The organism is Pseudomonas sp. NPDC088444 (assembly GCF_044900175.1).
GTDB lineage: Bacteria > Pseudomonadota > Gammaproteobacteria > Pseudomonadales > Pseudomonadaceae > Aquipseudomonas.
Window position 1 is genome coordinate 149,016 of record NZ_JBJDNK010000010.1, and the last position, 19,669, is coordinate 168,684.

At 57.6% G+C, this 19,669-nt stretch carries 20 protein-coding genes and 1 tRNA gene; 15 read left to right on the forward strand and 6 right to left on the reverse strand.

Translation table 11 applies throughout. From position 1 onward, the window contains the following. Positions 1-3: 3 nt before the first annotated feature. From ACI2KB_RS20295 to ACI2KB_RS20315, 5 genes are all read left to right on the forward strand, one after another. The gene (locus ACI2KB_RS20295; RefSeq protein ID WP_404637248.1) at positions 4-630 is read left to right on the forward strand and encodes a cytochrome o ubiquinol oxidase subunit III; all 627 of its coding nucleotides are present in this window, start codon (positions 4-6) and stop codon (positions 628-630) included. After that, on the forward strand, positions 631-963 hold the full coding sequence (gene cyoD / locus ACI2KB_RS20300) for a cytochrome o ubiquinol oxidase subunit IV (RefSeq protein WP_404637250.1): 333 nt from the start codon (positions 631-633) through the stop codon (positions 961-963). 10 nt (positions 964-973) lie between these two features. Continuing rightward, on the forward strand, positions 974-1,864 hold the full coding sequence (cyoE, locus tag ACI2KB_RS20305) for a heme o synthase (RefSeq protein WP_404637252.1): 891 nt from the start codon (positions 974-976) through the stop codon (positions 1,862-1,864). A 240-nt stretch (positions 1,865-2,104) separates the two neighbouring features. Continuing rightward, complete coding sequence (locus tag ACI2KB_RS20310; RefSeq protein ID WP_404637254.1) at positions 2,105-3,007, forward strand: glycosyltransferase family 2 protein; 903 nt, start codon at positions 2,105-2,107, stop codon at positions 3,005-3,007. 37 nt (positions 3,008-3,044) lie between these two features. Then, positions 3,045-3,668 carry a CatB-related O-acetyltransferase gene (locus tag ACI2KB_RS20315; protein ID WP_404637256.1) on the forward strand — a complete coding sequence of 208 codons (624 nt, stop codon included), beginning with the start codon at positions 3,045-3,047 and terminating at the stop codon, positions 3,666-3,668. 23 nt (positions 3,669-3,691) lie between these two features. Here ACI2KB_RS20315 and ACI2KB_RS20320 read toward each other — a convergent pair whose 3' ends face one another. The 5 genes from ACI2KB_RS20320 to ACI2KB_RS20340 all read right to left on the reverse strand — a co-directional run bounded on the left by ACI2KB_RS20320 (position 3,692) and on the right by ACI2KB_RS20340 (position 8,068). Further along, positions 3,692-4,660, reverse strand: coding sequence for an ATPase (locus ACI2KB_RS20320; protein WP_404637258.1), 969 nt, complete (start codon positions 4,658-4,660; stop codon positions 3,692-3,694). Between the two features lie 148 nt (positions 4,661-4,808). Continuing rightward, positions 4,809-5,594, reverse strand: a complete 786-nt coding sequence (locus tag ACI2KB_RS20325; protein ID WP_404637260.1) for a transporter substrate-binding domain-containing protein — start codon at positions 5,592-5,594, stop codon at positions 4,809-4,811. Between the two features lie 78 nt (positions 5,595-5,672). Then, positions 5,673-6,251: a DedA family protein gene (locus ACI2KB_RS20330; protein WP_404637262.1), complete on the reverse strand. Its 579-nt coding sequence runs from the start codon at positions 6,249-6,251 to the stop codon at positions 5,673-5,675. A 115-nt stretch (positions 6,252-6,366) separates the two neighbouring features. After that, on the reverse strand, positions 6,367-7,029 hold the full coding sequence (locus ACI2KB_RS20335; protein WP_404637264.1) for a hypothetical protein: 663 nt from the start codon (positions 7,027-7,029) through the stop codon (positions 6,367-6,369). Positions 7,030-7,159: 130 nt separating this feature from the next. Next, entirely contained in the window at positions 7,160-8,068 is a 909-nt protein-coding gene (locus ACI2KB_RS20340) for a LysR family transcriptional regulator (RefSeq protein WP_404637266.1), read from the reverse strand. A gap of 137 nt (positions 8,069-8,205) precedes the next feature. Between ACI2KB_RS20340 and ACI2KB_RS20345 the strand changes: the two genes are divergently transcribed. Both ACI2KB_RS20345 and ACI2KB_RS20350 read left to right on the forward strand, forming a co-directional pair. After that, positions 8,206-8,949: an SDR family oxidoreductase gene (locus tag ACI2KB_RS20345; protein ID WP_404637268.1), complete on the forward strand. Its 744-nt coding sequence runs from the start codon at positions 8,206-8,208 to the stop codon at positions 8,947-8,949. 590 nt (positions 8,950-9,539) lie between these two features. Further along, positions 9,540-9,983, forward strand: coding sequence for a Bro-N domain-containing protein (locus tag ACI2KB_RS20350; RefSeq protein ID WP_404637270.1), 444 nt, complete (start codon positions 9,540-9,542; stop codon positions 9,981-9,983). 178 nt (positions 9,984-10,161) lie between these two features. Here ACI2KB_RS20350 and ACI2KB_RS20355 read toward each other — a convergent pair. After that, positions 10,162-10,246 (reverse strand) — tRNA-Leu (locus ACI2KB_RS20355). 107 nt (positions 10,247-10,353) lie between these two features. Between ACI2KB_RS20355 and queA the strand changes: the two genes are divergently transcribed. From queA to ACI2KB_RS20395, 8 genes are all read left to right on the forward strand, one after another. Further along, positions 10,354-11,424, forward strand: coding sequence for a tRNA preQ1(34) S-adenosylmethionine ribosyltransferase-isomerase QueA (queA, locus tag ACI2KB_RS20360; protein WP_404637272.1), 1,071 nt, complete (start codon positions 10,354-10,356; stop codon positions 11,422-11,424). 14 nt (positions 11,425-11,438) lie between these two features. Beyond that, the gene (gene tgt / locus ACI2KB_RS20365) at positions 11,439-12,554 is read left to right on the forward strand and encodes a tRNA guanosine(34) transglycosylase Tgt (protein ID WP_404637552.1); all 1,116 of its coding nucleotides are present in this window, start codon (positions 11,439-11,441) and stop codon (positions 12,552-12,554) included. A 55-nt stretch (positions 12,555-12,609) separates the two neighbouring features. Continuing rightward, on the forward strand, positions 12,610-12,948 hold the full coding sequence (yajC, locus tag ACI2KB_RS20370; protein WP_108235905.1) for a preprotein translocase subunit YajC: 339 nt from the start codon (positions 12,610-12,612) through the stop codon (positions 12,946-12,948). Between the two features lie 62 nt (positions 12,949-13,010). Beyond that, a complete protein-coding gene (secD, locus tag ACI2KB_RS20375) occupies positions 13,011-14,879 on the forward strand; it encodes a protein translocase subunit SecD (RefSeq protein WP_404637274.1) in 1,869 nt (622 codons plus the stop codon). A gap of 9 nt (positions 14,880-14,888) precedes the next feature. Next, the gene (secF, locus tag ACI2KB_RS20380; protein ID WP_404637276.1) at positions 14,889-15,800 is read left to right on the forward strand and encodes a protein translocase subunit SecF; all 912 of its coding nucleotides are present in this window, start codon (positions 14,889-14,891) and stop codon (positions 15,798-15,800) included. A 119-nt stretch (positions 15,801-15,919) separates the two neighbouring features. Further along, the gene (locus ACI2KB_RS20385; protein ID WP_404637278.1) at positions 15,920-16,465 is read left to right on the forward strand and encodes a glycine zipper 2TM domain-containing protein; all 546 of its coding nucleotides are present in this window, start codon (positions 15,920-15,922) and stop codon (positions 16,463-16,465) included. 292 nt (positions 16,466-16,757) lie between these two features. Further along, entirely contained in the window at positions 16,758-18,002 is a 1,245-nt protein-coding gene (locus ACI2KB_RS20390) for an OprD family porin (protein WP_404637280.1), read from the forward strand. A 66-nt stretch (positions 18,003-18,068) separates the two neighbouring features. After that, positions 18,069-19,667, forward strand: coding sequence for an argininosuccinate lyase (locus tag ACI2KB_RS20395; protein ID WP_404637282.1), 1,599 nt, complete (start codon positions 18,069-18,071; stop codon positions 19,665-19,667). Positions 19,668-19,669: the final 2 nt, after the last annotated feature.

A 19,669-nucleotide genomic window follows, 5' to 3' on the forward strand; every position in this document is an offset into this window, starting at 1 on the left:
ACAATGTCCAACTTAGTATTCGAAGGGGCGAAAGGTCACGATCACGATCATGACCACGCCCATGATCATCACGATGCCGGCGAGATGAAAATCTACGGCTTCTGGATCTACCTGATGACCGACTGCATCCTGTTTGCGTCGATCTTCGCTATCTATGCCGTACTGGTTAACAACGTTGCAGGTGGTCCTTCGGGCCACGACATCTTCGAACTGCCATACGTGCTGGGCGAAACCGCCTGCCTGTTGCTCAGCTCGATCACCTACGGCTTCGCCATGCTGGCGATGCACAAAGGCAACAAATCCGGCGTTCTGGGCTGGTTGTTCGTAACCTTCCTGTTCGGCCTGGGCTTTATCGGCATGGAAGTCAACGAATTCCATCTGCTGATCTCCGAAGGCTATGGCCCTAACCGCAGCGGCTTCCTGTCGGCGTTCTTCACGCTGGTCGGTACCCACGGTGTGCACGTGACCAGCGGTCTGATCTGGATGGCGATCCTGATGTATCAGGTCAGCAAGAACGGCCTGACTTCGACCAACCAGACCCGCCTGAGCATGCTCAGCCTGTTCTGGCACTTCCTGGACGTGGTCTGGATCTGTGTGTTCACCGTTGTCTACCTGATGGGGACCATTTAAATGGCTAATTCGCATCACTCCCATGACGATTCCAGCCACGGCAGCTTCAAGTCGTACATGGTCGGTTTCGTACTGTCGATCATCCTGACCGCGATTCCGTTCGGTCTGGTGATGTTCCCGACGCTGTCGAAAGTCGCCACTCTGTGGATCGTACTGATCTTCGCCGTCGTGCAGGTTCTGGTTCACCTGGTGTACTTCCTGCACTTGGACCGCTCGATCGCTCAGCGCAACAACGTGATCACCTTCGCGTTCGCTTCGCTGGTTATCGTCCTGCTGGTCGGCCTGTCTGTCTGGATCATGTTCAGCATTCACACCGTCATGATGGCGAAGTGAGGAAACCCTGATGTCGCTGAAGCACTTTATCCAAATCACCAAACCGGGGATCATTTTCGGTAACGTGCTTTCGGTGGCGGGTGGCTTTTTTCTGGCGTCCAAGGGGCATGTCGATTTCGGCCTGTTCCTGATTGCGATGATCGGCACTTCGCTGGTCGTCGCTTCTGGTTGTGTCTTCAACAATTGCATCGATCGCGATATCGATCTGAAGATGGAGCGCACCCGTAATCGAGTGTTGGTTCAGGGGCTGGTTTCGGTGAAACTGGCCTTGGCCTACGCCACGGTGCTGGGTGTGGTCGGTGTTGGCATGCTGTACTACAAAGCCACGCCGCTCGCCGCTCTGTTCGCAGTCATCGGCTTCGTGATCTACGTAGGCTTCTACAGCCTGTACCTGAAGCGCAAATCCGTTCACGGCACGCTGGTTGGTAGCTTGTCGGGTGCGATGCCGCCGGTCATCGGTTACGTCGCAGTCACCAACAGCTTCGATCTCGCAGCGCTGACCTTGCTGGTCATGTTCAGCCTGTGGCAGATGCCTCACTCGTATGCCATCGCGATTTTCCGTTTCAATGACTACCTGGCTGCCTCGATTCCGGTTCTGCCGGTCAAGCGTGGTATCCGGGTCGCCAAGCTGCACATTCTGGTCTACATCCTGGCCTTCCTGGTCGCGACCCTGATGCTGACGTTCTGCGGCGCAGCAGGGCTCAACTATCTGGCCGTTGCCGCTGCAATGGGCATGTACTGGCTGTACATGGCCTGGACGGGCTACAAGGCGAAGGATGACACCGTTTGGGCACGCAAGCTGTTCGTGTTCTCCATCTTCACCATCACGGCGTTGAGCGTGGCGATGTCGCTGGACTTTCAGGTCACCAAGGAACTGTTGGTTACTTACGCGGCCCCTTGATCATCTGAAAGAAATTTAAAAAACCCCGTCGTTCGCGAGAACGACGGGGTTTTTTATTGGCCGATCTCAATGTTCGTACGCTGTAGTTACTCTTTGCTGTAGGCCAAATCAGTTCAACTGGTACGTAAGTCCCCAATCAGTCCATGACAAAGCGCACTGCTTTGCCGCATCATGTTTGGGTTTTGTACAGGGATCGTAGCCAAACCTTTACGATCCAGCCGTAGAGCAGCAATCGGAATTATGACTGAGCAGATCAAGCCAGAAGACCGCCCATCGCGCAACTCGATGCCACTCGTATCGATCATTGCTCCTTGCTACAACGCAGAGAAGTATCTGCACGTTGCAATGGCCAGCATCTTCGCGCAGGACTATCCGAATTTCGAAGTCATCATTGTTGATGATGGGTCGAGTGATAACAGTGTGGCGATGCTTCAGGCGTTGCAGAGCACCTACGACTTTCAGCTCTATTCTCAGGTCAATCAGGGCGTCAGTGCTGCGCTGAACCATGGGTTGAAGTATGCCCGCGGCCAATATGTCTGCACGCCGGATCTGGACGACATCATGTTGCCTTCATCGGTCCGGGTGCGTGCGGATTACCTGGATCAGCATCCGGAGGTCGGTTGCGTGGGGGCGCTGATCATCTACATGGACTCGGATGGCAATGACACCAAGGCGCAAAAGCTGTCGGTGATCCAGAAACTGAGCTTCGATGAGATCCTGGCCGACGCAGTGGTGGTCGGCGCGCCTGTTTCGCTATACCGGATGGATGCGCTGAGGGCTGTGGAATTTTATGACCCTGATATCCGGGTTCAGGATTTCCAGATGACCCTTAAGATCGCCAGCAAGGGCTATGAAGTCCATGTGCTGCCTGTCAGCGTCACCCGCTATCGCCGTCATCCCAACAACCTCTCGCGTCGCTACAAAGTGTTGCTCGATGCCGATATGCGCACCATCGCGCCTTACCGTTGGCATCCGGCTTACGACAAAGGGCTGACCGCGATCATTAACAAGGCGTTGAAGTACGCCGTCGTCAACGACAAGAAGTATGCCTGGACGCTTCTGCGTTCAATTCCGTTCCGTCAGATAAACAGAACGACCTTCCGCCGCTTCAAGCGGCTGATCTTGCACCGGCAGGGCAATTGATCGGTCACTGTTGAGTATTTGCTCCCCGGGCTTCTGCATGAATTTATTCGAACTGCTCAAAGAAATGAAAACCAAGAGGCGTTTGCGCCGCTTGGACAAGCTTGAACGCGGCCCCGAAAAAATCCGGTTGCGCTATCCCGGCTATACCGTCGGCACGGGTACCTATGGCATTCCTGAGGTCGTCGAATTCGATGATGAAACGACACTGCGAATTGGCTCCTACACCTCAATTGCTGGCGGCGTGAAGATTCTCTTGGGTGGCGGGCATCGTATTGACTGGATCAGCTCCTACCCGTTTCCTGCGATGATGAAGGAGCTCAAAGACATTCCGGACTACGCTCCGAGCAAGGGGGACGTGGTCATCGGTAGCGATTGCTGGATCTGCACCAACGCCACGATTCTGTCTGGGGTCACTATCGGTCACGGGGCAGTTGTGGCTGCAGGGGCAGTGGTCACTCGGGATGTGCCTCCCTACGCGGTGGTGGGGGGCAATCCGTGCAAGTTCATTCGCTGGCGCTTTGACGAAACAACACGCGAGCGATTACTGGAGACCGCCTGGTGGGATTGGCCGATGGCTGAAGTGAAGTCTGTTGCCCGCACGTTGTCCGGGCCCGATCTCGATGCGTTTCTGGAGTACGCGCGTTCACGCAAGAGCGTGTGAGGGCAGTGACCATGCGTCAAATGTCAGGGGGATACCGGCTCCTTCGATGGTCCCAGCACAATGGCCAAATGGCGCAGGTCCTCAATCTCCACACTGAAACTCTTACCCGAAGGGCTTGCGACAACAGTCCCCAGCGCGAACACGGTGAAAAATCGCACCTCGTCAGCATGGCTCAGCAATTCGCTGATGTAACGGCTGGAGCGATACGCCTGCATTTGTGCGGGCGACACGTAGAGGGTGACGAGCTTGCCCTGTAGTCGATCGAAGAACTTGAACTTGAACCCCGTGCCATAACGTTCCACCAGGCCGCCGCCATACAGCACGCGCTTTTCATCGCCTGGCTGAGCGTATTTGATGTGGCGAAAGTACGCGCGCAGTGACATTTCACCCTGGCCAGGGATGCGCAGTGTCAGCAGCGCGAATTCTTCCTTGGTAAGCTGGGCCTGAGCCTGACGGAAGCTGTCGACCAGTCGCTCCAGATTGTTCGTGCGGGTTTCGGTCGTCTGTTTGACTTTCGGAGCGTCAGACGGCGGCGCGGCAAGGGCAGGCTTTTCATCGAGCGCCTTGTCAGGCTTGTTCTCTGTAGATTCTGCCTTCGCTCGTTCTCTGAGCGTGGGATCGAACACGTCAATGTAGTCGTCCAGCTTGCGCTTGGCCTTGCGCAGCGCTGCTTGTGAATCAGACTCGTCGACGACAGGTGTTTGCTCCGTAGCGTCAGCTTCGTCGACCCACTCACAGTCCGGGTGATGTTCATAATTGGGATTGGCTCGAAAATGCGCCGCGACAAAGGTCGGGTTTTCCTGAGGTTTCACGTCATAACGCACCCCGGTGATCTTCACTCCCTGAGCGCGACAGGCCTCAGTCGAACACAGAAAATTGAACCGGACACGTGGAGGCTCCTGGGAGAAATACTCCCGACGTGCCGCGACGATCGACAATTCCTGCTGCAACTCCACGCAGAACGCGCGAGTGATACTCCTGCTGGTCTTCATGAAGCGGCCGGGTCCTCTGGCGAAGAATCATGATGCCATGATGCTTAATCGCCAGAGTTTTGCACAAGCCTTGATACGCTGACGAGGCAGGACACCTCTGTGGGAGCGCCGATTCATCCAATGGTCATTTGTCGTGTTTCCAGGGGAATCATTCTCCCGGCACCGCGAGCCACTCACCCACCACCTTTTGATAGGCGCCGGTCGCCTTGGACAAGTGAAGCCACTGATCGACATAGGCCTTCCAGCTCACATCGTCGCGAGGCAAAAGATACGCTTTCTCGCCGTATTGCATGTAGCGCGTCGGGTTCACCGCACAGAGGCCCGGCATGCGCTTTTGCTGGTACAGCGCTTCCGAGGCATCCGTGATCATCACGTCGGCTTTCTTGTCCAGCAGTTGCTGGAAAATGGTCTTGTTATCGTGAAAATCGAGCTTGGCGTTGGGCAGAAAGGCTCGTGCGAACGCTTCGTTGGTACCGCCCTGCGGCTCGATCAGACGCACGTTCGGCTGGTTGATTTGTGCGATCGTCTGGTACTTCGATTCGTCTTCGCAGCGCACCAGCGGAATCTTGCCGTCGACATCCAACGTGTTGCTGAAAAAGGCCTTTTTCTGCCGTTCCAACGTCACTGAAATCCCGCCCATCGCGATATCACACTTGCCCGCTGTGAGGTCCGGCATCAGCGTCTTCCAGGTCGTCGGCACCCACGCCAGTTTCACCCCGAGACTCTGCGCGAGCGACTGACCCATCTCAATGTCGATTCCTTCGTATGAGCCGTCCGCGTTATGAAAGGTGTACGGCTTGTAATCCCCGGTGGTGCAAACGGCCAATTCGCCTTTTTGCAATACAGTGTCCAGATGCGAAACTGCCTCAGCCGCTTGTGCTTGAGTGAGGCCAGACAGGCCAAAAAAGAGTGCGCAGGTGATGGTTTTCTTCATCGTGTCGTTCCCTGTGGGTCGGCTTGCAATACGTGGTTATAGAGGGAAGGGGTCTGGGATGGGAAGTGCCTGTGTGAGCTACCGCCCCGCCCGAACCTTCGCCCGATGATGTCGATACAACGCCACCCCCGCAGCAATGACCACCACGCCGATGAATATTGGCAGACGATAAGGCTTCAGGTTGCCCAGCAGGTTTTCCAGGGCCTCACCTGCCCAGTACCCGGCCATGACGAACAGGGTCGCCCAGACCGCCGCACCCAGCAGGTTGATCAGCGAGAAACGGATGGGTGACAGGCGGCTGGCGCCAATCACCAGCGGCCCGACAAGGCGCATGCCGTACAGAAAGCGCACCGAAAAAATCGACGCTGTAGGGTAACGCTCGATCAGTCCGGAAACGCGATCAATCGCCGCTTTCTGGCGGTGCAGGCGTGGCAGGATGCGGGGGCCGAAGTAGCGACCGGCCCAGAACAGGATCTGATCACCAATCATCCCGCCGAGCGTAGCGACGGCGATCACGTCCAGCAGACGCAGAGACGTCTGATGCGCCGCCAGGCCGCCGAGGATCAGAATGGTTTCGCCTTCCAGCAGACAGCCGATGAAGACTGCCCAATAACCGTAATTGACCAACAGGGAAGTGACGTCGATATGTTCGAACATGGGCAACAGCGGTCTCAAGGCAAGGGGCGGCCGCAGGATGGTCCGGCGCAGGCATACCGTTCGACCCAATACGTCGGCGAACAGTTCTATCCTGTTTCGCACTGCCTTGGAAAGCTCATTCGCTGTATTCGGCTTCCAGCGCTGCGAGGTCTTTCTCGATCACCTTCATCAACATTTCCCACTCGGCCTGTGTCCGTTTCAGCGCTTCGCCTTCGCGGGAATACAAAAAGTCGATAACGTTGGCGGTTTCCTTGGCCTTGGTGGTCGGACGAAAGGCGTCCATGCTCAGCACGCGGGCCAACATGTCCAGCTCGGTGGCGTGATTGACCCACTGCCAGTTGTCCTTGATCACCACCTTGTCGATGAGAATGCACTGCTTCTTGAAACTACGCAGGCTCACGCCGAACGGGCTGGCGGCCAGTAGCGAGGTAATGCGCGCCCCTTCGCTGTTGGCCTTGTCCACGGCATTTGGTCCAAAAAACCATTCGTTGAAGCTCAGCTCGATCTCGCGAAACGCCACATTGGCGTCCCAGATGATGCCCAGCGCCTTGTTGTGGATGATCTCGTTCTTCCAGGCGCGATAGGCTTTGAATGCCAGGCCCACCAGACCTATGGCTGCGAGAGCCTGTACCAGCGAAGAGCAGGAGTTGATGACGTCGTACGCGCGGGCCGAACCTGAGGCACCGGCACCTGTGTAGGACTCGTAGAAGACAGACCCTGTCATCGCGGCAAGCGCGAAAAGGGCACAGTAGAAACCGAACGCGTAGGGATCTTTCATTGTTGTTTTTATCCGATCAGCGAGGTTAAACGTTTGGTCCATTCGCTTTGGATCAGTCAATTTTCAGGCTAGTTGATAACCTTGAGATGTGTGGGGAAAGGGACGAAATAACCTGACACAAGTTCGCCGCTTATCGGGGGAACATCTGCGCGTCCCCCAAGCATTTCATCAGGTGGTCGTAGACCAATCGCACACGAGGCGGGACAGGGCCTGATTGCGTGCGGTAAATCATCAGATCAATCGGCGGCGGCGCGATGTCTGGCAAGATTTCTAGCAGTGATCCGTTGCTCAAACCCGGCTCGGCCAGATAGGTAGGCATCTGCCCAATCGCTAGCCCTGCCAGCACGAACTCCAGCTCGGTTTCCGGATCGTCGCAACAGAACGCAGGGGAGGGTGGCAGATAGGTCTGACTGTTGGCGAAGAACCACGGCCAGGGCCTGCCGTTATTGCGGTCGATCAGCACCGACAGCGGCAATTGCTTCAGCGTTTCCAGGCTGGACGGTACGCCGGTTGATTCGATCAGCGAAGGTGCTGCGACGATCTTCAATCGCACCGGACAGGCCGAGCGCGCGATGTAACGTCGGTCTCTGACGGCCCCCACGCGTATGCCAATATCGATTCTCGACGCGACGGCATCCGTCAGTTCGTCATCCAGACTCAATTCAATGCGCAGCCCCGGATTGGCCTGCATCAGCGGTTTGAGAAAACCTGCCAGATACAGTTTGCCGATGGCATGGGGGGCGGTGATGCCGACCCGTCCCGCGATGCCCTCGCTTGGCTGCCGGGTGTGGGAGGTGAACAGTCGGTCAAACTGGCCCAATGTCTCTCGCGCCTGCTGGGCGATCTCGGCGCCGAAGGCCGTGAGCTGCGCCTGCCGTGTGCTGCGATGAAACAGTGGCTCGGCGAACAAGCGTTCCAGTTCCTGTACCGCCCGTGTCACTTTCTGCGGTGATGTCCCCAGCCGGTTCGCCGCTTCACGAAAGCTCGGTGCCTCTGCTGCCACCAGAAAGACCCGCAGCATCTCCATGCGGTTGAGCATTGAATGGCTCCTCTTCGAAAGCATGTTCCATAAATTGGAATTCTCAAAGCCAAACTCTTCCATTTTATGAAGCGAATATCCACTGCAAACTTGCTCTCAACACCTCACCCCCCCCTCAAATGCGTAGGAAATCGATCATGAGCAATGGCATCCAAGGCAAAGTCGTCGTCATCACTGGTGCAAGCAGCGGTCTGGGCGAGTCCACTGCCCGTCATTTGGCAAAACTCGGCGCCAAAGTCGTTCTCGGCGCTCGTCGTCAGGGGCGTATGGACATCATCGTCCAGGAGATCAAAGCCGCAGGCGGAGAGGCATCGGCCTACACCGTCGACGTCACCCGTCGTGAAGACCTCGAAGCGCTGGTCGCCCACGCGGTTCAGGACTTCGGCAAAGTCGACGTCATGATCAACAACGCAGGTTTGATGGCTATCGCTCCGATCTCCGAACGGCGTGTCGATGAGTGGGACCGGATGATCGACATCAACGTCAAAGGCGTTCTCTACGGCATTGCCGCTGCACTGCCCAAGTTCGAAGCCCAGGGTTTTGGCCACTTCATCAACATCTCGTCGGTGGCCGGGATCAAAGTCTTCAGCCCGGGCGGCTCGGTCTACAGCGGCACAAAATACGCCGTACGCGCGATCTCCGACGGCTTGCGTCACGAAGTCGGCGGCAAGATCCGCACCACCACCATCGAACCGGGCGCTGTGGATTCCGAGCTGAAATTGGGCAGTGGTCATCAGCCAAGTGCGGATGTCGTGAAAGAGTTCTACAAGCAGGCCATTCCGGCTGAGTCCGTGGCGCGGGCGATTGCTTATGCCATCGAGCAACCGAGTGATGTCGATATCAACGAAATTGTGCTGCGCCCAACTTCGCAGGATTTCTAAGGCTGAAGGGAGTGTTGCGGCAGGTATGGCTTACCGCAGCATCCCGATAATGAAATTGAAAAACGGCGCCTCTGGGAGTGAGCTTGCTCACGAATGGTTGTATCAGCGCCACTTGAGGTGACTGACACAATGCTTTCGTGAGCAAGCTCACTCCCACAGTTCATTCAATGTTCTGCTAATCAACCTGGTCTGCTCTTGATTGTGAACGAAGGTCGTAGGAGCATCTCGCATTTGTAGGAGCTTTCCGAATTTCTCCTGCTGTCTTGTTCCCCTAAAACACCCACGCTAGTCTTCCGGTCGTCGTTGTGATCAGCGACCGGATTTGACGATCCGATACCCCGAAGAGCGTTAGCCTTCATACCATGCGTTAAGCTCAGAGCTTGAAGCCTGCGTTATGGCGGCTGTGCGTCGGAGATCTCTGGGTCTGCCGGTTTCTTTGGGGCCGGTTCGTCAACCGTCGTACAGTCGCCACCTTTAATGTTTGACGCCATTGGGAGGTGGTTCTACCTAAAGGAGCTTCCCTCTATGCAGGCATCGCATCTCACCCTCCTTCGGTCCGGCTTGATTCCCATTGAGCAGAGGACAAGGCAATGATCGACTGCTTCGAACCCCAAATCTTCATCCGCCACCACCGCCAACTCCGAGCTCTGCAACTCGATCACCAAGCCTGGTTCTGCCTTGCAGACACCGCCCGCCTCATGGGCAAAGCCCTCGACGAACGCGCCCTTCGCAAACTCGACCCTGATCAACACCGCGTTGCCTGGCTCAACAGCGATGGCCGCTGGAGCAAACAATTCCTGATTAGCGAGTCGGCGCTGTTCGCGCTGCTGGTTCACCATTACGTCCCGGAAAACCGGGCTTTGCGGCAGTGGCTGACTCATGAGGTCTTGCCAGCGCTGCGTATTAGACATGGCGCAGCTGGTACTGGTGCTCTCTGGAGCGAGGGAAGTGATCAAGCGTTGAAAGGATGGCTGGCGAGTGTTTCAAAGCCCGTGCACGCCATGTGCCGCTTCATGAGGTCCAGGCAGGAATGATGCAGCCGCTGTCTGATCGTTTTTGATCGTTCCCACGCTCCGCGTGGTAACGCATTGATTGACGCTCAGCGTCACTTGGAACACAGAGCCGATGAATTTCACCCAAAAAAAAACCGGCTCAAACATGGCCGGTTTCTTTCATCCCCAAGAGGCGTAACCCCTTGAAGGTACTGCTGTTTGGTGCCCCGAGGGAGACTCGAACTCCCACTCCTTTCGAAAACGGATTTTGAATCCGCCGCGTCTACCAATTCCGCCATCAGGGCTTGTGGCGGCGGAGTATAGAGACGTCCCTACCGTTGGTCAATCACGTTTCATGGTCAATTTTCACTTTCTCCGCTAAACTTCCCGGCCCTGCTAGACGAACCCCATCATGCGCGTTGCTGACTTTACCTTCGACCTCCCTGATGCCCTGATCGCTCGCCACCCGTTGGCGGAGCGTCGTGGCAGCCGTTTGCTGACCCTCGACGGGCCAACCGGTGCGCTGGCGCATCGCCAATTCACTGATTTGCTGGAGCATTTGCGCCCCGGCGATCTCATGGTTTTCAACAATACCCGGGTGATTCCGGCGCGGCTGTTCGGGCAGAAAGCCTCGGGCGGCAAGCTGGAGATTCTGGTGGAGCGGGTGCTGGATCAGCATTCGGTGCTGGCCCATGTGCGGTCGAGCAAGTCGCCGAAGCCGGGTTCGTCGATCCTGATCGATGGCGGTGGTGAAGCCGAGATGGTCGCGCGCCATGACGCGTTGTTCGAGCTGCGTTTTGCCGAGCCGGTGCTGCCGTTGCTGGAGCGCGTGGGACATATGCCGCTGCCGCCTTACATCGACCGTCCGGATGAGGACGCTGATCGCGAGCGCTACCAGACCGTGTACGCCCAGCGTGCCGGTGCGGTGGCGGCGCCAACGGCGGGGCTGCATTTTGATGAGCCAATGATGCAGGCGATCGCCGAGAAGGGCGTCGAAACGGCCTTCGTCACGCTGCACGTGGGGGCCGGGACCTTCCAGCCGGTGCGTGTGGAACGGGTCGAAGATCACCATATGCACAACGAGTGGCTGGAAGTCACTCAAGAGGTGGTCGACGCCGTGGCTGCGTGCCGTGCGCGGGGCGGTAGGGTCATTGCGGTGGGAACGACCAGCGTGCGTTCGCTGGAGAGCGCGGCCCGTGACGGCGTGCTCAAGCCGTTCAGTGGCGACACCGACATCTTCATTTATCCGGGGCGGCCGTTTCATGTAATCGATGCCCTGGTCACCAACTTTCATTTGCCTGAATCCACGCTGTTGATGCTGGTTTCGGCCTTCGCCGGTTACCCGGAAACCATGGCGGCCTATAAAGCTGCGGTGGAAAACGGTTACCGCTTCTTCAGTTACGGGGATGCCATGTTCATCACCCGCAATCCGGCGCCGACTGCACCTCTGGGATCAGATGCGGCCCCCGAGGATCAAGCATGAGTCGCACCTGTCGTATGTCGTTCGAGCTGCTTGCCACTGATGGCAAGGCTCGTCGTGGTCGTTTGACCTTTCCCCGTGGCACGGTCGAGACCCCGGCGTTCATGCCTGTGGGCACCTATGGCACGGTCAAGGGGATGTTGCCGCGTGATATCGAGGCTATTGGCGCTGAGATCATTCTGGGCAACACCTTTCACTTGTGGCTGCGTCCTGGCACCGAAGTAATCAAGGCCCATGGTGACCTGCACGATTTCATGCAGTGGAAAGGCCCGATCCTGACGGATTCCGGCGGATTTCAGGTGTTCAGCCTGGGCGCTATGCGCAAGATCAAGGAGGAGGGCGTGACCTTTGCTTCTCCGGTTGATGGCGCCAAGGTGTTCATGGGGCCGGAAGAGTCGATGCAGGTCCAGCGTGACCTGGGCTCGGACATCGTGATGATTTTCGACGAGTGCACCCCGTATCCGGCCAGTGAAGACGTGGCACGTACTTCGATGGAGCTGTCGCTGCGTTGGGCCAAGCGTTCCAAGGTCGCCCACGGCGACAACACGGCGGCGCTGTTCGGTATCGTGCAAGGTGGCATGCATGAAAATCTGCGCATGCGCTCGCTGGAGGGCCTGAACGAGCTGGACTTCGATGGTCTGGCGATCGGTGGTCTGTCGGTGGGGGAGCCCAAGCACGAGATGATCAAGGTGCTGGACTATCTGCCGGGTCGTATGCCCGCTGACAAACCTCGTTACCTTATGGGAGTAGGCAAGCCGGAAGACCTCGTTGAAGGTGTGCGCCGCGGAGTCGACATGTTCGACTGCGTCATGCCGACGCGCAATGCTCGCAACGGTCATCTGTTCATCGACACCGGTGTGCTGAAGATTCGTAATGCGTTTCATCGCCACGATGATTCGCCGCTGGATCCAACCTGTGATTGCTACACCTGCAAGAACTTCTCTCGCGCTTATCTGCATCACTTGGACAAGTGCGGTGAAATGTTGGGGAGCATGCTCAATACGATCCACAATTTGCGGCATTACCAGCTGCTTATGGCTGGTTTGCGCGAGGCTATTCAACAGGGTACATTGGCCGCCTTTGTCGAAACCTTCTATGCCAAACGCGGGCTTCCTGTGCCGCCACTGGATTGAAAGACAGCCGGTCTTACCGCTTCTTATTATTAAAAATATGCAACTGGAGTGTTAAATGAGCTTTTTCATTTCCAACGCCATGGCCGACGCGGCTGCACCTGCTGCGGCAGGCCCAGCGGGTTCGGGCTTTGAGTGGATTTTCCTGGTCGGTTTCCTGGTCATCTTCTATCTGATGATCTGGCGCCCACAGGCCAAACGTGCCAAGGAACAGAAGAACTTGCTGAACAACTTGCAGAAGGGTGACGAAGTCGTTACTTCCGGCGGTATCGCGGGCAAGATCAACAAAGTGACCGATGACTTCGTCGTGATTGAAGTGTCGGACACCGTAGAACTGAAAATCCAGAAGGGCGCGATCGCTGCCACCCTGCCTAAAGGCACTCTGAAGGCCATCTGATTTCAGTTTTTTTTCCATCGTCGGGGCGCGCAAGGCGCCCCGCGTTCTAAGCAGGCGGCGTGATGTTGAACAAATACCCTCTGTGGAAATACATCCTGATCCTGGCAGTGCTGGCGGTCGGTTTTATTTATTCCGCACCCAATCTCTATCCTGACGACCCGGCCATTCAGGTCAGTGGCACCAGCACGGCGCTGCAGGTTTCTCAGGCAGATCTGGATCGCGTAAGCAAGGCGCTTACCGATGCTGGCATCGCGGTCAAGGGCGCGTCTCTGGCCGAGAATGGCAAGGGCGGTTTGTTGCGTCTGACCAAACAGGAAGACCAGCTCCCGGCCAAGGATGTCGCGCGTAAAGCGTTGGGCGACGACTATGTCGTGGCTCTGAACCTGGCGCAGACCACACCGAAGTGGCTGCACAACATCGGCGCCCGTCCGATGAAACTGGGTCTGGACCTTTCCGGCGGTGTGCACTTCCTGCTGGAAGTCGACATGGACAAGGCGCTGAGCGCCCGTCTGAATGTCTATGAAGGCGAAGTGAAGAGCCTGCTGCGCAAGGAAAAACTGCGTTATCGCAGCCTGCCGCAAGACAACGGCGCCATCCAGTTGGGCTTCAGCGACACCGATTCCCGCGAGCAAGCCCGTGCCTTGATTCGCAAGGATTACAGCGATTTCGAAATCACCACCAGCGATCGTGGCGAAATGCCGATCCTGCGTCTGGCCATGACCCCGGCCAAGATCACCGAGATCCGCGAATATTCCATCAAGCAGAACTTGACCACCGTACGTAACCGGGTCAACGAGCTGGGCGTGGCCGAGCCGCTGGTTCAGCGCCAAGGCGCCAACCGCATCGTGGTCGAGTTGCCTGGCGTGCAAGACACTGCCGAAGCCAAGCGTATTCTCGGCAAGACTGCCAACCTGGAGTTCCGTCTGGGCGCAGGCCCGGATGATTCCAAGGCCACCACCGAGATGTTCGAGTTCCGCGAAGGCGGTCGTCCGGCGGCGGCGGTCGAGCGTGGTCTGATCATCACCGGTGACCAGGTCACCGACGCGCAGGCCAGCTACGACGAACATGGTCGTCCTCAAGTGAACATCAAGCTTGATGGCCACGGCGGTGACTTGATGAGCCGTGCCACCCGTTCGAACGTGGGTCGCAGCATGGCGGTGATTTTCATCGAACAGCGTCCGATCACGACTTACGTGAAGCAGACGGTCGACGGCGTCGAGAAAGAAGTGCCGGTCCAGACCTTCAAGGAAGACAAGAAGATCATCAGCCTGGCGACCATCCAGTCGCCACTGGGTAGCCAGTTCCGCATCACCGGCCTGAACGGTCAGGGTGAGTCGTCCGAACTCGCGCTGCTGCTGCGTGCCGGTGGCCTGGCTGCACCGATGTACTTCGCTGAAGAACGCACCATTGGCCCGAGCCTGGGTGCCGACAACATCACCAAGGGTATCGACGCGTCGCTGTGGGGCATGCTCTTCGTCTCGCTGTTCATCATTGCCATCTACCGCTTCTTCGGTCTGATCGCGACTGTGGCACTGGCCTTCAACATGGTCATGCTGCTGGCCCTGATGTCGATTCTGGGCGCGACGCTGACCTTGCCGGGTATCGCGGGTATCGTGTTGACGATGGGGATGGCGGTGGACGCCAACGTACTGATCTTCTCGCGGATTCGTGAAGAACTGGCCAACGGCATGAGCGTGCAGCGTGCGATCAACGAAGGTTTCGATCGCGCCTACACCGCGATTCTCGACGCCAACCTGACCTCGCTGCTGGTCGGCGGCATTCTCTACGCCATGGGCACCGGCCCGGTCAAAGGCTTCGCCGTGACCATGTCCCTCGGTATCTTTACCTCGATGTTCACAGCCATCATGGTGACCCGCGCAATGGTCAACCTGATTTACGGCGGCCGTGACTTCAAGAAGCTGTGGATTTAAGGGGCTGCCATGAAACGTACGATCAACTTCATGGGCGTGCGCAACGTTGCGTTCGCCCTCACGATGCTCCTTACCGTTCTGGCGTTGTTCAGCTGGTTCCATAAAGGGCTGAACTTCGGTCTGGACTTCACTGGCGGTACGCTGATCGAGCTGACCTACGAGCGTCCTGCCGATCTGGGCAAGGTGCGTGAAGAGCTGGCCAGTGCCGGTTATCACGAAGCCATCGTGCAGAGCTTCGGTGCAACCACCGACCTGCTGGTGCGCATGCCGGGCGAGGATCCACAGCTGGGAGCTCAAGTCGCCGAAGCGCTGCGCAAGACCGGTGCCGATAACCCGGCCACCGTGAAGCGTGTCGAGTTCGTCGGCCCGCAGGTGGGTGAAGAACTGCGCGACCAGGGCGGCATTGGCATGTTGCTGGCACTGGGCGGCGTTCTGATCTACGTAGCCTTTCGCTTCCAGTGGAAGTTCGCGGTCGGTGCGATCATCTCCCTGATCCACGACGTGGTCGTGACCATGGGTATCCTGTCGTTCTTCCAGATCACCTTCGACCTGACGGTGTTGGCGGCGGTGCTGGCGATCATCGGTTACTCGCTCAACGACACCATCGTCGTGTTCGACCGGGTGCGTGAGAACTTCCGACTGCTGCGCAAGGCTTCGCTGATCGAGAACATCAACATCTCGACCACCCAGACTCTGCTGCGGACCCTGGCGACCTCGATTTCCACGTTGCTGGCGATCATCGCGCTTTGGATCTTCGGCGGCGACAGCCTGCACGGTTTCTCGGTGGCATTGTTCATCGGTGTTCTGGCGGGTACGTACTCCTCGATCTACATCGCCAACGTGGTGTTGATCTGGCTGAACCTGCGTTCCGAAGACCTGCTGCCACCTGTGAGCACGGAGAAGGCTGACGACCGTCCATAACCAACCGTTCTGACCGGTCATCACGTTAAAGGGCGCGAGTATGAACTCGCGCCTTTTTTTGTGCTCCAAGGCTGGGAGTAGCGTGAGCAATCACGCTGAATATGGTCAGGAGGTTCATCGTGAACAAGTCGTTGCTCGTTGGTGCGGTATTGGGTGCTGTCGGTGTGACTGCCGGTGGTGCTTTGGCCACCTACAGCCTCGTTAAAAACAACGGTCCGGAGTACGCCGACGTGCTCGCCGTCGAGCCTGTCAAAGAACAGATCAAGACCCCACGTGAGGTGTGCAAGGACGTTGCCGTGACTCACCGCGCTCCGGTGAAGGATCAGCATCAAATCGTCGGTACAGTCGTCGGTGCCTTGGCAGGTGGCCTGCTCGGCAACCAGGTCGGTGGCGGTAACGGCAAGAAAATCGCGACCGTTGCCGGTGCGGTCGGCGGTGGTTATGCGGGTAACAAGGTTCAGGAAGGCATGCAGAACCGCGATACTTACACCACGACCGAAACCCGCTGCAACACCGTCAATGACATCAGCGACAAAGTCGTGGGCTACAACGTGAAGTACAAGCTGAACGACAAGGTGGGTCAGGTACGTATGGACCGTGATCCGGGCAGTCAAATCCCGGTCAACAAAGACGGCCAACTGGAGTTGAGCCAAGCGGCTCAGTAAGTCGGTTGTAAAAAAATACCCCTCTCGCAGGGGTATTTTTTTTGTCTGAGGAAAACCAATGATCTATAGCAGCCCGGCTTGCCGGCGGTGACGCTCTCGAAGGCGCCACCGCCGACAAGCCGGACTGCTACGGAAATTTCAATATCTAAAAAATCTTGAATAGGTATTAACTATATATTTTTTATTTGAATTCCCGCCGCGTAAGCTTTTGCTCGTGGTCGACGGGGGCCTTTCCCTGATCCGGCCACCTGAATAAATCCAATAAAAAACGCCACGCCATGCGGGAATAAAAATGCATAAGAGCCCTGTATCTCTTGGTCTCACGTCTGCGGCTGCCCTCGGACTGAGCCTGACCTTTCCCGGCTTTGCCGAAGCCGACTTCTTCGAGGACAGCAAGGCTGATCTCGAATTTCGCAATTTCTATTTCAACAGCGATTACCGTCAGGACGGCGCCAGTCAGTCCAAACGTGACGAGTGGGCACAAGGCCTGATCCTCAATTACGAATCCGGATTCACCGAAGGTACGGTTGGCTTCGGCGTGGATGCCATCGGCCTGTTCGGCTTGAAGCTGGATTCGGGGCCTGAGCGGCGCAACACCGGTTTGCTTCCGGTAGGCGACGAGAAAGCGCCGGACGATTACGGTCGCTCCGGTGTGACGGCCAAGGCCAGGATTTCGAAGAGCGTGCTGCGCGTCGGCACTCTCATGCCCAGGCTGCCTACCGTGCTGCCCAACGACGGGCGCTTGCTGCCGCAGACGTTTCGCGGCGCACAGGTGACCTCCAAAGACATCACCGACATGACCCTCAATGTCGGTCGGCTGACCAGCAATACCGAGCGCAACGACAGTGGCCATGAAGACATCGAAGCGGAAGGCAAAGGCATCAAAGGCGGGCGTCCCAGCGACAAGTTCGATTTTGCCAGCGCCAGCTACAACTGGACCAAAGGCCTGACCACTTCTTACAACTACGGCGGTCTGGAGAACAACTACAAGCAGCACATCGTGACGCTGCTGCACAGTTTTCCACTGGGTGAGTCCCAGTCGATCAAGAGTGATCTGCGCTATGCGCGCTCGCTCAAGGACGGCAACACCAACGTCGACAACACCGCCGTGGGCGCGCGCTTTACCTACAACATCAGCGGGCACGGTTTTGGCGTGGCCTACCAGAAAATGAGCGGGGAAACCGGATTTCCGCACCTGGCGGGCACCGACTCCTTTCTCGTCAACTACGTGATGATTTCTCCCGACTTTGCCAACCCCGAAGAGCGCTCGTGGCAGGCGCGCTACGACTACGACTTCGCCGCCATTGGGTTGCCCGGTCTGACCTTCATGACCCGCTATCTACAAGGCGACAACTTCGCCCGTGGTAATAAAGAGGGCACCGAGTGGGAACGCAACACCGACATCGCCTATGTGTTCCAGAGCGGCCTGCTCAAGAACCTCGAATTGAAATGGCGCAACGGCACCTACCGCAGCAACGGCGGCAACAACATCGACCAGAACCGCGTCATCGTCAGCTACACACTGCCGTTGTTATGAGTCGCGCCCGGTTCAACCTTTTCCCGACAACGCTCACCCTCGGCCATTGCCGCAACGGAGCCTGAAATGCCTGCACGAAAAACACTCATTCATCTGGCCGTCGCTTTTGCACTGTTCAACAGCTATGGCGCCTATGCGGCCAACACCGCCGAGTTGCCGTGTGCGACCACTGAGCAATGCGCCGCTCAGGCCGCGAAAATCGGCGCGACTGTCGACAAGTCCAAAACCAAAGGCAGCAAGACCGAGAGCCAGTTTTCCTGGCTGAACCGGATCAACAAAGCCTCGATCGTCATGCTCACCGAGGAAGGCATCGTCAAACCCGACATGGGTCAGAAGATCGCCACTGGCGTGCGGTATGCCATTGATCAGGCCGACCAGCCCAACGGCAAGCGCCCCAGCGATGTGCTGCAACTTGAGCAGATCATGACCGACAAGATCGGCCCCGAAGCCTCGCTGATTCACTCGGGGCGCAGTCGTCAGGACATGCTCGCGACCTACCGCCTCGCGAAGCTGCGTTCCGATGTGCTCGCCTACAGCGAAGCGTTGAACGCCACCCGCAAGCGCCTGTTGGAACTGGCGGACAAGAACGTCGATACGCTGATCCCGGCCTACACCAATGGCGTGCAGGCGATGCCGATCACTTATGCCCACTACTTGCTGGCGTTCGAGGCTGCATTTGATCGTGACGGGCAGCGCGTTCGCGAGTTGTATCAGCGCCTGAATCTCAGCCCGATGGGCACTGCCGTGCTGGCCAACTCGGCGTACCCGCTGAACCGCGAGCGTATGGCCGAGCTGTTGGGCTTCGATGGCGTGCGTGAGAACTCGCTGGACTCCAGCCAGGTCTCGACTTACGACATCCCGATCGAGGCGGCAAACATCGCTTCATCGTCGGCCATTCGCATCGGTGCTCTGATCGGCGACATTCACACCCAGTACCACCAGATTCGCCCGTGGCTCCTGCTGGACGAAGAAAAGACCTACACCAGCAGCGCCATGCCGCAGAAGCGCAATCCGGGTCTGTTGATGCGTGCTCGCGAATCAGCGTCGGATGTGGTGGGACTGGCCCAGACCGTGACCTTGCGCGCCCACAACGTCACCACGGGCATGACCGATTACAAGTTCGCGTTTGATTCGTTGGGGGTGTTCGATTCGACCAAAGAGATGTTCGGTGCGATGGACGCGGTGCTTGACGCCTTGCAGGTCAATCCGCAGCGCGCTCGCGAAGAGCTGGAGAACGAGTGGACCACGTCCATGGAGCTGGCCGATACCCTGGAACGTACACAGAAAGTACCGTTTCGCATCGGCCACAGCTTTGCTTCGCTGATCGTCGAGCAGGCGCGGGATCAAGGCCTGACGCCGAAGACCTTCCCGTATGCCGACGCGCAGAAGTTGTTCACCAAAGCCGCTGACAAGTACCAGTGGAAGCAGAACACTTTGCCGCTGGATGAGGCGACCTTCCGTGCGGCGCTGTCGCCGGAAAATATGGTCAAGACCCGAAAAGGCACTGGCGGTCCGCAGCCCGAGGAGGTCAAGCGCATGCTGGCCGAAGCGCACAAGACGCTGGACGCCGACCAGACCTGGCTGCATGAACGTCGGGAAAAGCTGACGCAGGCGGAAGGCAAGCTGGATCAGGCGTTTGAGAAGTTGTTGTCTTCCAAGGGCTGAGG

Coding starts and splice junctions, on each gene's coding strand:
- ACI2KB_RS20315 (WP_404637256.1), top strand. CDS start 3,045: ATGAATTTATTCGAACTGCTCAAAGAAATGAAAACCAAGAGGCGTTTG.
- yajC (WP_108235905.1), top strand. CDS start 12,610: ATGAGCTTTTTCATTTCCAACGCCATGGCCGACGCGGCTGCACCTGCT.
- ACI2KB_RS20330 (WP_404637262.1), bottom strand. CDS start 6,251: ATGTTCGAACATATCGACGTCACTTCCCTGTTGGTCAATTACGGTTAT.
- cyoD (WP_404637250.1), top strand. CDS start 631: ATGGCTAATTCGCATCACTCCCATGACGATTCCAGCCACGGCAGCTTC.
- ACI2KB_RS20335 (WP_404637264.1), bottom strand. CDS start 7,029: ATGAAAGATCCCTACGCGTTCGGTTTCTACTGTGCCCTTTTCGCGCTT.
- ACI2KB_RS20340 (WP_404637266.1), bottom strand. CDS start 8,068: ATGCTCAACCGCATGGAGATGCTGCGGGTCTTTCTGGTGGCAGCAGAG.
- ACI2KB_RS20310 (WP_404637254.1), top strand. CDS start 2,105: ATGACTGAGCAGATCAAGCCAGAAGACCGCCCATCGCGCAACTCGATG.
- cyoE (WP_404637252.1), top strand. CDS start 974: ATGTCGCTGAAGCACTTTATCCAAATCACCAAACCGGGGATCATTTTC.
- ACI2KB_RS20320 (WP_404637258.1), bottom strand. CDS start 4,660: ATGAAGACCAGCAGGAGTATCACTCGCGCGTTCTGCGTGGAGTTGCAG.
- ACI2KB_RS20295 (WP_404637248.1), top strand. CDS start 4: ATGTCCAACTTAGTATTCGAAGGGGCGAAAGGTCACGATCACGATCAT.
- secD (WP_404637274.1), top strand. CDS start 13,011: ATGTTGAACAAATACCCTCTGTGGAAATACATCCTGATCCTGGCAGTG.
- queA (WP_404637272.1), top strand. CDS start 10,354: ATGCGCGTTGCTGACTTTACCTTCGACCTCCCTGATGCCCTGATCGCT.
- ACI2KB_RS20390 (WP_404637280.1), top strand. CDS start 16,758: ATGCATAAGAGCCCTGTATCTCTTGGTCTCACGTCTGCGGCTGCCCTC.
- ACI2KB_RS20350 (WP_404637270.1), top strand. CDS start 9,540: ATGATCGACTGCTTCGAACCCCAAATCTTCATCCGCCACCACCGCCAA.
- ACI2KB_RS20325 (WP_404637260.1), bottom strand. CDS start 5,594: ATGAAGAAAACCATCACCTGCGCACTCTTTTTTGGCCTGTCTGGCCTC.
- ACI2KB_RS20395 (WP_404637282.1), top strand. CDS start 18,069: ATGCCTGCACGAAAAACACTCATTCATCTGGCCGTCGCTTTTGCACTG.
- secF (WP_404637276.1), top strand. CDS start 14,889: ATGAAACGTACGATCAACTTCATGGGCGTGCGCAACGTTGCGTTCGCC.
- ACI2KB_RS20345 (WP_404637268.1), top strand. CDS start 8,206: ATGAGCAATGGCATCCAAGGCAAAGTCGTCGTCATCACTGGTGCAAGC.
- tgt (WP_404637552.1), top strand. CDS start 11,439: ATGTCGTTCGAGCTGCTTGCCACTGATGGCAAGGCTCGTCGTGGTCGT.